General features: G+C 65.0%; 13 protein-coding genes. 12 read left to right on the top strand and 1 reads right to left on the bottom strand.

Annotation, left to right across the window (positions count from 1 at the left end; genetic code table 11):
* Nucleotides 1-16 precede the first annotated feature (16 nt).
* The 9 genes from RZR99_RS05630 (at nt 17) to rlmD (ending at nt 8,362) form a co-directional block, all read left to right on the top strand.
* Nucleotides 17-343 (top strand): YbaB/EbfC family nucleoid-associated protein, encoded by a 327-nt coding sequence (locus RZR99_RS05630; RefSeq protein ID WP_323118756.1) that lies wholly within the window; start codon nt 17-19, stop codon nt 341-343.
* 27 nt (nt 344-370) lie between these two features.
* Complete coding sequence (gene recR / locus RZR99_RS05625) at nt 371-967, top strand: recombination mediator RecR (RefSeq protein WP_323118755.1); 597 nt, start codon at nt 371-373, stop codon at nt 965-967.
* A gap of 48 nt (nt 968-1,015) precedes the next feature.
* Nucleotides 1,016-2,221: a CaiB/BaiF CoA transferase family protein gene (locus tag RZR99_RS05620; protein ID WP_323118754.1), complete on the top strand. Its 1,206-nt coding sequence runs from the start codon at nt 1,016-1,018 to the stop codon at nt 2,219-2,221.
* A 106-nt stretch (nt 2,222-2,327) separates the two neighbouring features.
* Complete coding sequence (gene surE, locus RZR99_RS05615; protein ID WP_323118753.1) at nt 2,328-3,089, top strand: 5'/3'-nucleotidase SurE; 762 nt, start codon at nt 2,328-2,330, stop codon at nt 3,087-3,089.
* Nucleotides 3,086-3,988 (top strand): protein-L-isoaspartate(D-aspartate) O-methyltransferase, encoded by a 903-nt coding sequence (locus RZR99_RS05610; RefSeq protein ID WP_323118752.1) that lies wholly within the window; start codon nt 3,086-3,088, stop codon nt 3,986-3,988. The genes surE and RZR99_RS05610 overlap by 4 nt, the downstream gene beginning before the upstream one ends.
* 5 nt (nt 3,989-3,993) lie before the next feature.
* The gene (locus RZR99_RS05605; protein WP_323118751.1) at nt 3,994-4,884 is read left to right on the top strand and encodes a peptidoglycan DD-metalloendopeptidase family protein; all 891 of its coding nucleotides are present in this window, start codon (nt 3,994-3,996) and stop codon (nt 4,882-4,884) included.
* 11 nt (nt 4,885-4,895) lie between these two features.
* A complete protein-coding gene (gene rpoS / locus RZR99_RS05600; protein WP_323118750.1) occupies nt 4,896-5,984 on the top strand; it encodes an RNA polymerase sigma factor RpoS in 1,089 nt (362 codons plus the stop codon).
* Nucleotides 5,985-5,987: 3 nt separating this feature from the next.
* Complete coding sequence (locus tag RZR99_RS05595; protein ID WP_323118749.1) at nt 5,988-6,764, top strand: 3'-5' exonuclease; 777 nt, start codon at nt 5,988-5,990, stop codon at nt 6,762-6,764.
* A gap of 200 nt (nt 6,765-6,964) precedes the next feature.
* Nucleotides 6,965-8,362, top strand: a complete 1,398-nt coding sequence (rlmD, locus tag RZR99_RS05590; RefSeq protein WP_407655404.1) for a 23S rRNA (uracil(1939)-C(5))-methyltransferase RlmD — start codon at nt 6,965-6,967, stop codon at nt 8,360-8,362.
* Nucleotides 8,363-8,435: 73 nt separating this feature from the next.
* Here the strand turns inward: rlmD and RZR99_RS05585 are convergent, their stop codons facing one another.
* Nucleotides 8,436-9,134, bottom strand: coding sequence for a Bax inhibitor-1/YccA family protein (locus RZR99_RS05585; protein ID WP_323118748.1), 699 nt, complete (start codon nt 9,132-9,134; stop codon nt 8,436-8,438).
* Nucleotides 9,135-9,385: 251 nt separating this feature from the next.
* Here RZR99_RS05585 and ndk point away from each other — a divergent pair, with 251 nt between their 5' ends.
* The 3 genes from ndk (at nt 9,386) to RZR99_RS05570 (ending at nt 12,175) form a co-directional block, all read left to right on the top strand.
* The gene (ndk, locus tag RZR99_RS05580; RefSeq protein WP_323118747.1) at nt 9,386-9,811 is read left to right on the top strand and encodes a nucleoside-diphosphate kinase; all 426 of its coding nucleotides are present in this window, start codon (nt 9,386-9,388) and stop codon (nt 9,809-9,811) included.
* A gap of 41 nt (nt 9,812-9,852) precedes the next feature.
* Nucleotides 9,853-10,989 (top strand): 23S rRNA (adenine(2503)-C(2))-methyltransferase RlmN, encoded by a 1,137-nt coding sequence (gene rlmN / locus RZR99_RS05575; RefSeq protein WP_323118746.1) that lies wholly within the window; start codon nt 9,853-9,855, stop codon nt 10,987-10,989.
* Between the two features lie 151 nt (nt 10,990-11,140).
* Nucleotides 11,141-12,175 (top strand): helix-turn-helix domain-containing protein, encoded by a 1,035-nt coding sequence (locus RZR99_RS05570; protein ID WP_323118745.1) that lies wholly within the window; start codon nt 11,141-11,143, stop codon nt 12,173-12,175.
* Nucleotides 12,176-12,183 lie beyond the last annotated feature (8 nt).

Genomic DNA, 12,183 nt, shown 5'->3' with positions numbered 1-12,183 from the left:
ACGAAGGAGCACGTCCATGATGAAAGGCCAACTCGCGGGGCTGATGAAGCAAGCCCAGCAGATGCAGGAAAATATGAAGAAGATGCAGGAGCAGCTGGCTCTCATCGAAGTGGAAGGGCAGTCGGGCGCCGGTCTCGTCAAGGTCACGATGACCTGCAAGAACGAGGTACGCCGCGTGACGATCGACCCGAGCCTGCTCGCCGACGACAAGGACATGCTGGAAGATCTCGTTGCCGCTGCGTTCAACGACGCTGCCCGCAAGGCCGAAGCGACGTCGCAGGAAAAGATGAGCGGCATGACGTCCGGCCTGCCGCTGCCCCCGGGCTTCAAGCTGCCGTTCTGACGGCTGCTTCGACCGGCGCCGCCTCGCATGAAACAGCCTTCCGCCCTGTCCGCGCTCGTCGAGGCGCTGCGCGCGCTGCCCGGCGTCGGTCCGAAATCGGCGCAACGCATCGCGTATCACCTGATGCAGCACGACCGGGAAGGGGCGGAGCGGCTCGGCCGGTCGCTGTTGTTCGCGACCGAGCACCTGCAGCACTGCGAGAAATGCAACACGTTCACGGAGGCGCAGATCTGCGAGGTCTGCACCGATTCGGAGCGTGATCCCACGCTGCTGTGCGTGGTGGAGACCCCGGCCGACCAGATCATGCTCGAACAGACCATGACCTACCGGGGGCTCTATTTCGTGCTGATGGGCCGTCTCAGCCCGCTCGACGGCATCGGCCCGAAGGAAATCCACTTCGACCGGCTGGTGCGGCGCGCATCGGACGGCATCGTCAAGGAAGTCGTCCTGGCGACCAATTTCACTAACGAAGGCGAAGCGACCGCGCATTACCTGGGGCAGACGCTCAAGGCGCGCGGGCTGGCCGTCACGCGGCTCGCGCGGGGTGTGCCCGTGGGCGGCGAGCTGGAGTATGTCGACGCCGGCACGATCGCGCGCGCGATGCTCGACCGCCGCACCATGTAGGCCCATGCGGCGCGGCCGAGGCCTTCGTCTCAACGTTCGAGGAGTGACATGAGCACAACCCCGGGCCCGCTCGCGGGCGTCAAGGTGCTCGAGTTCGGCACGCTGATCGCGGGACCGTTCGCCGCGCGGCTGTGCGCCGAATTCGGCGCGGAGGTCATCAAGATCGAGGATCCGAACGGCGGCGATCCGCTGCGCAAGTGGCGCAAGCTGTATCCGGAGGCGGGCGGTACGTCGCTCTGGTGGTCCGTTCAGGCACGCAACAAGAAGTCGGTGACGGTCAACCTCAAGTCCGGGGAGGGCAAGGAGATCGTGCGCCGCCTCGCGCGCGAAGCCGACATCGTCATCGAAAATTTCCGCCCGGGACTGCTCGAAAAGCTCGGGCTCGGCTACGACGTCCTGTCCGCCGAGAATCCCGGCCTCATCATGGTGCGCTTGTCCGGGTACGGGCAGACCGGTCCGTATCGCGACCGACCCGGTTTCGGTGCGATAGCGGAGTCGATGGGCGGGTTACGCCACATTACCGGTTACCCGGAGCTGCCGCCCCCCCGCATCGGCATCTCGATCGGCGATTCCATCGCGGCGCTGCATGGCGTGATCGGTGCGCTGATGGCGCTGCATCACCGCAATACGAACGGCGGCGCGGGGCAGGTGGTCGATGTCGCGCTCTACGAGGCGGTGTTCAACATGATGGAGAGCGTCGTGCCGGAGTACGGCGTGTACGGGCTTGTGCGGGAGCGCACGGGAGCATCGCTGCCCGGCATCGTTCCGTCGAATACCTATCCGTGCCGCGACGGCAGTGTCGTGATCGGCGGCAACAGCGACCCGATCTTCAAACGCCTGATGAAAGCGATCGACCGGGACGACCTGGCCGACGACCCCGCGCTTGCGCACAACGACGGCCGGGTGCCGCGTACACGGGAAATCGACGACGCGATCGCCGCGTGGCTCGCGCCGCGCACCATCGACGAAGCGCTGACCGTGCTGAACGCGGCCGATGTGCCGGCGGGTCGGATCTACAGTGCCGCCGACATGTTCGCCGATCCGCAATTCGCCGCGCGTGAGATGATCCAGCGTTTCAAACTGGGCGACGGCGCGGAGATCGCGCTGCCCGGCGTGACGCCCAAGTTGTCGGGTACGCCGGGCGATACGCGCTGGCTCGGGCCGGAGCTGGGCGAACACACGGACGAGGTGCTGCGCACGCTCGGCTACGACACGGCGGCGATCGACGCATTGCGCGAAAAGCGCGTGATCTGAGTCGGCCGGCTCGTCCCAGGGCCCGTCATGCGGCGCTCGGCGGGCCGCGAGCGGGCCCCGCCCGACTGTCGCTCGCGCGCAATCTTTCCTCGGTTACAATCGCCGGATGCGAATCCTACTCAGCAACGACGACGGCTATCTCGCGCCCGGTCTCGCCGCGCTTCATGAAGCGCTGCTGCCGCTTGCCGAGGTCACGGTGATCGCGCCCGAGCAAAACTGCAGCGGCGCATCAAATTCCCTCACTCTGTCGCGGCCACTGTCGCTGCAGCGTTCGGCGAGCACCGGCTTCCATTACGTGAACGGCACGCCGACCGATTCGGTGCATCTCGCGCTGACCGGCATGCTCGACGAAAAGCCCGATCTCGTCGTGTCGGGGATCAACAACGGCCAGAACATGGGCGAGGATACCCTCTACTCGGGCACGGTTGCGGCCGCGACCGAAGGCATCATGTTCGGCGTGCCGGCGATCGCGTTTTCGCTGGTCGACAAGGACTGGGGGCATCTCGACGCCGCCGCGCGCGTGGCGGCCGAGATCGTCCGGCATTACCTCGACCATCCGCTGGCCGGCCAGCCGCTGCTGAACGTTAACATTCCGAATCGTCCTTACGACGCGCTGCGGGGCTGGGCGGTCACTCGGCTCGGCAAGCGTCATCCGTCGCAGCCGGTGATCCGTCAGACCAACCCGCGCGGCGAAGCTATTTATTGGATCGGACCTTCGGGCGCGGCGCTGGATGCGAGCGAGGGCACCGATTTCCACGCGGTCGCGAACGGCCAGGTGTCGATTACACCGTTGCAGCTCGATTTGACCCATACGCAGATGTTGTCCGCGACGCGCGACTGGGCGCGCGCCGGGAGCGGCGCCTCATGAGCGGCGAGCGCGCAAAGCGGTTTCCGCTTGCGCTCGAGGATCTCAAGCGTGAACCGCGCAAGCCGGAAGGCCGCGCGGGCGAGCGCCATGCAGCCGGTGATGCCGCGCGCCAGCGGCTCAGCTCGGCCGCCGCCGTCGTCAAGCCAGTCCGTCCGCCGCAGCAGGACCCGCGCCCGACCCGGGCGACGAAGCCCGCGCCGGGCGGGCCGGCCGACAAGAATCCGGCGCCGAACGTCGCACTGAACAGTACGCTCGCATTGACCTCGGAACGGGTTCGCGAACGGATGGTCGAACGGCTGCGTGCGAACGGCGTGACCGATCCGCGCGTGCTGAACGCGATGTCGGTCGTGCCGCGCCACATGTTCGTGGATCCGGGGCTGGCGGCTCAGGCTTACGAGGATTCGGCGCTACCGATCGGCCATCAGCAGACGATCTCGAAGCCTGCCGTCGTCGCTCGGATGATCGAACTCGCTTCGGCGGGCCGGCCGCTCGAGCGGGTGCTCGAAATCGGCACGGGCTGCGGCTATCAGGCGGCGGTGTTGAGTCAGGTGGCGCGCGACGTGTATTCGATCGAGCGCATCAAACCGCTCTACGAGCGCGCAAAACTGAATTTGCGTCCGCTGCGTGTGCCGAATATCCGATTGCACTATGGCGACGGACGCGTGGGTCTGCCGTCGGCGGCGCCGTTCGACGCGATCGTGATCGCGGCGGCCGGCCTCGACGTGCCGCAGGCCCTGCTTGAACAACTGGCGATCGGCGGGCGGCTCGTTGCCCCGGTCGGTGCGCAGAGCGGCCAGCCCCAGGTGCTGACGCTCGTCGAGCGCGTCGCACCCGCGCAATGGCGTGAGTCGCGGCTTGATCGCGTTTTCTTTGTCCCTTTAAAATCCGGAGTGATTTGACACCGATGAGTATGTTGCGCGCGATGCAAAACAATCGTTCGAAGAGTCCGCTCTCGCTCGCCCAGCGCGCGATCTGTGTGGCTGCGTTCACTGCACTGGGCGCGTGTGCGACACGGCTCGACCAGGCGCCCGTCGTCGACCGGTCCGGCTCGCTCGGCACGACGGCGGCGGCCCAGCCCGCCGTGCCGCTCGGCCCGCCGCCGCCCGGGTTTTACCGGGTGAAGCCGGGCGATACGCTGTATCGCATTGCCCTCGAGAACGGCCAGAATTACCGCGATATCGCTACGTGGAATAACCTCACGAATCCGAATCAGATCGAGGTCGATCAACTGCTGCGCGTCGCGCCGCCGGGCGCGAATGCGACGGCCGGCGCCGCAGGCGTCGCGACGGCGCCGATCGCGGGGGCCGCGGTGCAGACCGCGCCGCTGTCGAGCGGTCCGGCAGTGCCGCCGATATATGGGTCCGGTTCCAGCGCGACGTCGGCTCCGCCGGCTGCCGCGGCGAGCGATACCGGCGCGGCGGCGGGCGGCGCGGTGTCGTTTGCGTGGCCGGTGCGCGGCCCGTTGCTTAACACTTTCGACGATGCCAAAAACAAAGGTGTCAACATCGGCGGCGCGGCGGGCGATCCGGTGAAGGCGGCCGCCGACGGCCGGGTGGTCTACGCGGGCAACGGCCTGCGCGGCTACGGCAACCTCATTATCGTCAAGCACGACGCGACTTATCTCACGGCGTATGCACACAACCGCGCTTTGATGGTAAAAGAGGGGGATGCAGTGACGAAGGGACAGAAAATCGCGGAGATGGGAAATAGCGATTCAGACCGCGTGATGCTGCATTTCGAGGTTCGCCGGCAGGGTAAACCTGTCGATCCGCTGAAGTATTTGCCGCCTCAATAGACGAGACGACCATGCCGAAATCGAAGCGCCACGAGCCGCAAGCCGAGTCTGAGAAGATCAGTCGTGCCACGCAAGCATCGGTGGAGCGCACGGGTGCTTCGACAGGCGAGGACGACGACTCGGCGGATACCGAACGTGAATACGAAGCACGCGACGCCGAATCGGACGACGCAGCCGACGGGCGTGAAAGTCCGAGCGAGGCCGCGCCCGAGCTCGACGATTTCCGTGCGCTGCTGCAGGCGGAACTGACCGCCGACACGATCCAGCACTACCTGAACCGCATCAGCGTGAAGCCGCTGCTGACGGTCGAGGAAGAACAGCGTTATTCGCGTCTTGCGAAGGCGGGCGAGTTCGAGGCGCGTCAGGTGATGATCGAGCGCAATCTGCGGTTGGTCGTCAGCATCGCGAAAGGCTATCTGAACCGCGGCGTGCCGTTGCTGGACCTGATCGAGGAGGGCAACCTCGGGCTGATGCACGCGATCGAGAAATTCGATCCGACGCGCGGTTTCCGGTTTTCGACCTATGCAACCTGGTGGATTCGTCAGAGCATCGAGCGCGCGATCATGAATCAGGCGCGCACGGTGCGCTTGCCGGTGCATGTGATTCGCGAGCTGAACCAGGTGCTGCGCGCGAAACGTCATCTGGAGAAGAATTCGATGTCGACGGGCGAGGCGGCGGAGCGCCGTGAGGCCAGCATCGACGACATTGCGTACCTGACCGGCAAGACCGCCGAGGAAGTCACCGACATCCTCGCGCTGAACGAACATACCGCGTCGCTCGATGCGCCGCTCGATCTCGATCCCGCCAGCAGTCTGCTCGATCTGCTGCCCGACGATCAGAGCCAGTCGCCCGACGCCGAGGTGCAGCACCGCGAGCTCGAGACGCTGACACGCGCGTGGCTGTCGCGCCTTTCCGATAAACACCGCCATGTGATCGAGCGCCGCTTCGGCCTCAATCACATCGAGCCCGCCACGCTCGAGGAACTGGCCGACGAAATGGGCTTGACCCGCGAACGGGTCCGCCAGATTCAACAAGAGGCGCTGGTGCGGCTCAAGCGGTTCTTTGCCTCCAACGGCGTACGCAAGGACGCCGTTCTGTAACTGATGACACCCATTCTGGTTTTTGACATCGAGACGATTCCCGATGTCGACGGCATTCGCCGTCTCGAGGATTTGCCCGCCGATCTGAGCGACGCCGAAGTGGCCGAGCATGCTTTTGCCGCCCGGCGCGAGAAGACCGGCGGCGATTTCCTGCCGCACCATTTACAACGGATCGCGGCGATTTCCTGTGTGTTCCGCGACAACGCCGGTTTTCGCGTGCGCTCGCTGGGCACGCCCGAGGATCCCGAAATCACGCTGATCCAGTCGTTCTACCGCGTGATCGAGAAATACACGCCGCAACTCGTGTCGTGGAATGGCGGCGGCTTCGACCTGCCGGTGCTCCATTACCGGGGTCTGGTGCATGGCGTCGCCGCGCCGCGCTACTGGGACATGGGCGAGGACGATCGCGAATTCAAGTGGAACAACTACCTGTCGCGTTACCACACCCGTCATACGGACCTGATGGACTTGCTCGCGCTGTATCAGCCGCGCGCAAGCGCGCCGCTCGATGCGCTCGCGAAGCTGTGCGGCTTCCCGGGCAAGCTCGGGATGGACGGCAGTCAAGTCTGGACAGCGTTCCAGGCGGGGCATCTCGATGAAATCCGGAATTACTGCGAAACCGACGTGGTGAATACCTATCTGCTGTATTGCCGGTTTCAGCAGATGCGCGGCGGACTCAGCCCTAGCGAGTACACCGACGAGATCGCCCTCGTGAAGAATGCGCTGCTGCAGGAGCCGGCGCCGCATTGGGCGGAATACCTCGCGGCTTTCGACGCCTGACGCAGCCGGTGCCGGCCGGGGGGCTGCTCCGCGTGGGGGTGGCCGTGCTCGGGCGGTAGCCGGGCATCGGCTTGATGCTGACGAGGCCGGGCACCGTGATCCCATGAGCGCGTTGACGAGTCTCATCGTCGAATCTCCGATGGCGGGCGGGCATTCGTCTACAATCTCGCCTTCCCACAATAGTTCGTCAGGAAAAGCTGGTGTCAGAAGCCGTCCCCACCCCTGCGCGCCCATCGAAACGCGCGCCCGCCGTTCCCGTTAGCGCCCCGATTCTCGATATCGAATCGCTCGACATGGAGGCGCGCGGCGTCGGCCGCGTCGTCGCCGAGGACGGCACGCCCGGCAAGGTGATTTTCGTCGAAGGCGCGTTGCCCGGCGAGCGTGTGACGTATGCGAGCTACCGCCGCAAGCCGAGCTACGAGCAGGCGCTGGTGGTCGATATCCTGCGATCGAGCGTCATGCGCGTGCAGCCCAAGTGCGCGTTCTTCGGCACCTGCGGCGGCTGTTCGATGCAGCACCTCGACATGCGTGCCCAGGTCGCGATCAAGCAGCGGGTGCTGGAAGACAATCTCTGGCATCTCGCGAAGCTGCGGGCGGAGACGATCTTCGCGCCGATTCATGGCCCGTCGTGGGGATACCGGTACCGGGCACGGCTGACCGTGCGCAACGTCGTCAAGAAGGGCGGCGTGCTGGTCGGTTTCCACGAGAAAAAGAGCAGCTACGTTGCAGACATGTCGAGTTGCGAGGTGCTGCCGCCGCATGTGTCCGCGATGCTGGTGCCGCTGCGCCGGCTGGTGGAAGGGCTGTCGATTCGCGAGCGCATGCCGCAGATCGAGTTGGCCGTCGGGTCCCAGGTCACGGCGCTGGTGCTGCGGGTGCTCGAGCCGATCAATGCCGCCGACGAAGTGCTGCTGCGCGAGTTCGCGGATACTCACGGCGTCCAGTTCTGGCTGCAGCCGAAGGGCCCGGATACGGTCACGCCGTTCTATCCGCTCGATGTTCAGCTCGACTACACGCTGCCTGAATTCGGCATTCGCATGCCGTTCAAGCCGACCGATTTCACGCAGGTGAACCATCAGATCAACCGTGTGCTGGTCGGCCGCGCGTTGCGCCTGCTGGCCCCCCGGCGCGACGATCGGGTGCTGGATCTGTTCTGCGGGATCGGCAACTTCACACTGCCGCTCGCGCGGCTGTCGCGCGAGGTCGTGGGCATCGAAGGCAGTGAGGCGCTGACGACGCGCGCGCTCGCGAATGCACGCGAGAATGGCGTCGAGGGCCACACGTCGTTCGCGTGCCGCAACCTGTTCGAGGTGACGGCGGACGACTTGCGCGCGCTTGGCGCGTTCGACAAGTTTCTCGTCGACCCGCCGCGCGAAGGGGCGCTGGCCGTCTCGAAGGCGCTCGCCGAGATTGCGCAGAGCGGCGGGGGGCCGTTGCCGCAGCGGATCGTCTACGTGTCCTGCAACCCGGCGACGCTGGCACGCGATGCCGGCCTGCTGGTTCACGAAGCGGGTTATCGGATGAAGGGTGCGGGCGTGGTGAACATGTTCCCGAATACGTCGCACGTCGAATCGATCGCGGTGTTCGAGCGCGATTGAATGCGCGGGCAATGAGCAGGCGTAAAAAAACCGGCCCGAAGGCCGGTTTTTTTATCGAGGTCTGCGCAAGCGGTCAGTTTCGATTGCCGCCGAAGATGCCAAGCAGCGCGAGCAGGTTCGTGAACACGTTGTAGAGATCGAGGTAGATCGCCAGCGTGGCCGAAATGTAGTTGGTCTCGCCGCCGTTCACGACGCGCTGGACGTCGAACAGCATGTAGGCCGAGAAGATCACGATCGCGAGCACCGAGACCGTCAGCATCAGCGCCGGCAGCTTCAGGAACATGTTGGCGACCATCGCGAGCAGCAGTACGAGCACGCCCATGAACAGCCACTTGCCGAGGCCCGAGAAGTCGCGTTTGCTGACGGTGGCGATCGTCGCCATCGCGGCGAAAATGATGCCGGTGCCGCCGAACGCCATCATGATCAGCGACGGTCCGTTCGAGAAACCGAGGATGAAGCTCAGCAGGCGCGACAGCATCAGACCCATGAAGAACGTGAAGCCGAGCAGCACGAACACGCCCACGCTGCTGTTCTTCGTGCGCTCGATCGCGAACATGAAGCCGAAGGCGATCGCGAAGAACGCGAGCAGGCTCATCGCCGGGCTTGTGGCGGCGAACAGCGAGAAACCGGTGGCGACGCCGACCCAGGCACCCAGCACGGTGGGCACCATCGACAGCGCGAGCAGCCAGTAGGTATTCCGCAACACACGGTTGCGGGTCTCGACCGTGCTGACGGTGCCGCCGCGGCCGAAGTTGTACGGATAGTCGTTCATGGTTTCTCCTAACATTGAACGTGTGAACGTTCGAATTGCGGGTATGCGGGCGCGATGTGCGCTGCAGCAATCCGCGACGCTGCTACACCTAAGATAGGTTTCGAGGCCTTAGGTTTCAATGGCTTGGGCGACGAAACACATGGATCTGGAACCTTTCGTCTATGTAAGGGTTCAATCGCAATGATACACGGGATCGTGTTACAATAGCGGATTCATTTGAAACTGTAACTTCTTAATTTTTTGGAGTTTTTATGGCAATCGAGCGCACCCTGTCGATCATCAAGCCGGACGCTGTGGCAAAGAACGTGATCGGTCAGATCTACAGCCGTTTCGAAGGCGCGGGCCTGAAGGTCATCGCGTCGCGCATGGCGCACCTGTCGCGCGCCGATGCGGAGAAATTCTACGCTGTGCATGCCGCGCGTCCGTTCTTCAAGGACCTCGTCGATTTCATGATCTCGGGCCCGGTGATGATCCAGGTTCTGGAAGGCGAAGGCGCGATCCTGAAGAATCGCGACCTGATGGGTGCGACGGACCCGAAGAAGGCTGAAAAGGGTACGATCCGTGCGGATTTCGCCGACAGCATCGACGCGAACGCGGTGCACGGTTCGGACGCGGCTGAAACGGCAAGCGTCGAAATCGCGTTCTTCTTCCCGGCAATGAACGTCTACTCGCGCTAAGCGGGTAGAGGGATCCGGCGCGAGCGGCAAGGTAGGACATCATGACGAGCGACTCTTCCGTCAATCTTCTCGACTTCGACGCCGAGGGTCTTGTCGCGTACTGCGGCAGCCTCGGCGAGAAGCCGTTTCGCGCCAAGCAATTGCAGCGCTGGATCCATCAGTACAACGCCGCCGATTTCGACGGCATGACCGATCTCGCCAAGTCCCTGCGCGAAAAGCTCAAGGGGCGGGCCGAGATTCGCATGCCCGAGATCGCGAGCGATCACGTTTCCGCCGACGGCACGCGCAAGTGGCTGATCGATGTCGGCAACGGCAATGCGGTTGAAACCGTCTACATCCCCGAAGAGACGCGCGGCACCCTGTGCGTGTCGTCGCAGGCGGGGTGCGCGGTCAACTGCCGGTTTTGCTCGACGGGCAAACAAGGTTTTTCCCGCAATCTGTCGACGGCCGAGATCGTCGGGCAGTTGCGGATGGCGGAGTTCGCGCTCAGAGCGTCGCTCGGGCGCGCGCCCGGCCCGAACGGCAAGGCCGAGCGGGTGATCACCAACGTGGTGATGATGGGCATGGGCGAGCCGCTCCTGAATTACGGTGCGGTCGTGCCTGCAATGCGGCTGATGCTCGACGACAACGCGTACGGGCTGTCGCGCCGCCGTGTCACGCTGTCGACGTCGGGCGTGGTGCCGATGATGGACAAGCTGGGCGCGGAATTGCCGGTGGCGCTGGCTGTTTCGCTGCACGCACCCAACGATCCGTTGCGCGACATGCTGGTGCCGCTCAACAAGAAGCACCCGCTGCGCGAGCTGATGGCGGCCTGCCAGCGCTATTTGAAGGTCGCACCGCGCGATTTCATTACGTTCGAATACTGCATGCTGGACGGTGTCAACGACACCGAAGCGCATGCCCGCGAGCTCCTCGCGCTGACGCGCGACGTGCCGTGCAAATTCAATCTGATACCGTTCAATCCGTTCCCCGAGTCGGGCCTGCTGCGCTCGAAATCGGAACAGATCAAGCGTTTCGCGCAGATCCTGATCGATGCGGGCGTGGTGACGACGGTACGCAAGACCCGCGGCGACGATATCGACGCCGCGTGCGGTCAACTGGCAGGTGCGGTGAAGGATCGGACGCGCCTGGCCGAGCGGACCGGGGCAGGAAAGATCATCGAGGTCCGGGCGGTTTGACGGGGATGTCCGGACTTCAGCGGTAAATACGCGAACAGCGATCGGATGCGGCGCAGCTTGCGTCGCGCATTTTGTTATAACGGTTGCGCTTTCTGGCCCGGCAGCGCCGGCGGTATCGCGCAAGTGAAGAAGAATCGACGCGAGGAATAGGATGAGCGAGCCGCAGCCGTCAAAGGGCGCAGAGACAAACGCCGGGCAGAAGCCGGCGCCGGCGGGTTTTGAGTCGCTGGCGGCGGTAGGGGCCCGGTTGGCGCAGCTTCGAGAGGCGAAAGGCTGGTCGGTCGACGACGTGTCGGCGCGGCTCAAGGTGGCGCCGCCGAAACTGCGCGCGCTCGAGGCGGGCGATATCAGCCATCTGCCGGGCGCGACGTTCGCGTTGGGGGTGGTGCGAAGCTACGCCAAGATGCTTGGCGTCGATCCGGAACCGTTCGCGCAGGCGCTGCGCCGCGAGAAGGGCGTGCCCGAGGTCGACCTGTCGATGCCTGCATCGGCCGGCACCGATCTGCCGCGCGGCCGGGTATCGATTCCGCTGGGTGGCTCGTCATCGCGCCATCGGTCGTGGCTATGGGCCGCCGCCGCCGCAGTGCTGGCGGTGATCGCAGCAGCGATGTGGCACACGGGCGGCGAATCGTCGAACTGGTTGGCGCGCTTCAAATCCGGTGGTACGGAGGGTGCGTCCGCCGTACAGGCGCAGCCGGAGGCCGCCGCGTCGGATGCCTCCGCCAGCGACGCGATCGGCGGTGCAGCGTCGGGTGTCACGGCGGTGTCCGCGCAGGATGCGTCGGCCGCCGCGGTGGCCAGCGTGCCGGCGTCGGCTGTTCCGGCGGCGGTTTCCGCGCCTGCGTCCGCGGTTGCCTCGGTACCGGTTGCGTCCGCGCCTGTCGTCGTGGGCACGGCGGCTTCTTCTGCCGATGCGGCGAGCGTGGCCGTGGCCGCCGGCCAGTCGGTCGTCGAGCTGAAGGTTACGCAGGATTGCTGGTTCAGCGTGCGCGACAAGAACGGCAAGGAAGTGTTTTCCGCGCTGGTGCGCGCGGGTGAGGTGAAACAGGTGGCGGGTGATGCGCCGCTCAAGGTCACGATCGGCAACAAGGCCGGGCTCGATGCGATATCGTTCGACGGAAAATCCGTTGATCCGGCAAAATATTCGACGGCTCGGGGCAACGTCGCGCGGTTCACGTTGCCCTGACGGTAAGC

Origin of the sequence: Burkholderia alba, assembly GCF_034721475.1 — a bacterium.
GTDB classification, from domain to species: Bacteria; Pseudomonadota; Gammaproteobacteria; order Burkholderiales; family Burkholderiaceae; genus Burkholderia; species Burkholderia alba.
The sequence above is the reverse complement of the archived record's forward strand: the minus strand, read 5'-3'. Positions and strand labels throughout refer to the sequence as shown.

What these genes read in the sequence shown, in the direction of transcription:
- surE (WP_323118753.1), top strand. Translation starts at nt 2,328, where the DNA reads ATGCGAATCCTACTCAGCAACGACGACGGCTATCTCGCGCCCGGTCTC.
- RZR99_RS05610 (WP_323118752.1), top strand. Translation starts at nt 3,086, where the DNA reads ATGAGCGGCGAGCGCGCAAAGCGGTTTCCGCTTGCGCTCGAGGATCTC.
- RZR99_RS05570 (WP_323118745.1), top strand. Translation starts at nt 11,141, where the DNA reads ATGAGCGAGCCGCAGCCGTCAAAGGGCGCAGAGACAAACGCCGGGCAG.
- RZR99_RS05585 (WP_323118748.1), bottom strand. Translation starts at nt 9,134, where the DNA reads ATGAACGACTATCCGTACAACTTCGGCCGCGGCGGCACCGTCAGCACG.
- ndk (WP_323118747.1), top strand. Translation starts at nt 9,386, where the DNA reads ATGGCAATCGAGCGCACCCTGTCGATCATCAAGCCGGACGCTGTGGCA.
- RZR99_RS05620 (WP_323118754.1), top strand. Translation starts at nt 1,016, where the DNA reads ATGAGCACAACCCCGGGCCCGCTCGCGGGCGTCAAGGTGCTCGAGTTC.
- rpoS (WP_323118750.1), top strand. Translation starts at nt 4,896, where the DNA reads ATGCCGAAATCGAAGCGCCACGAGCCGCAAGCCGAGTCTGAGAAGATC.
- RZR99_RS05595 (WP_323118749.1), top strand. Translation starts at nt 5,988, where the DNA reads ATGACACCCATTCTGGTTTTTGACATCGAGACGATTCCCGATGTCGAC.
- RZR99_RS05630 (WP_323118756.1), top strand. Translation starts at nt 17, where the DNA reads ATGATGAAAGGCCAACTCGCGGGGCTGATGAAGCAAGCCCAGCAGATG.
- RZR99_RS05605 (WP_323118751.1), top strand. Translation starts at nt 3,994, where the DNA reads ATGAGTATGTTGCGCGCGATGCAAAACAATCGTTCGAAGAGTCCGCTC.
- recR (WP_323118755.1), top strand. Translation starts at nt 371, where the DNA reads ATGAAACAGCCTTCCGCCCTGTCCGCGCTCGTCGAGGCGCTGCGCGCG.
- rlmN (WP_323118746.1), top strand. Translation starts at nt 9,853, where the DNA reads ATGACGAGCGACTCTTCCGTCAATCTTCTCGACTTCGACGCCGAGGGT.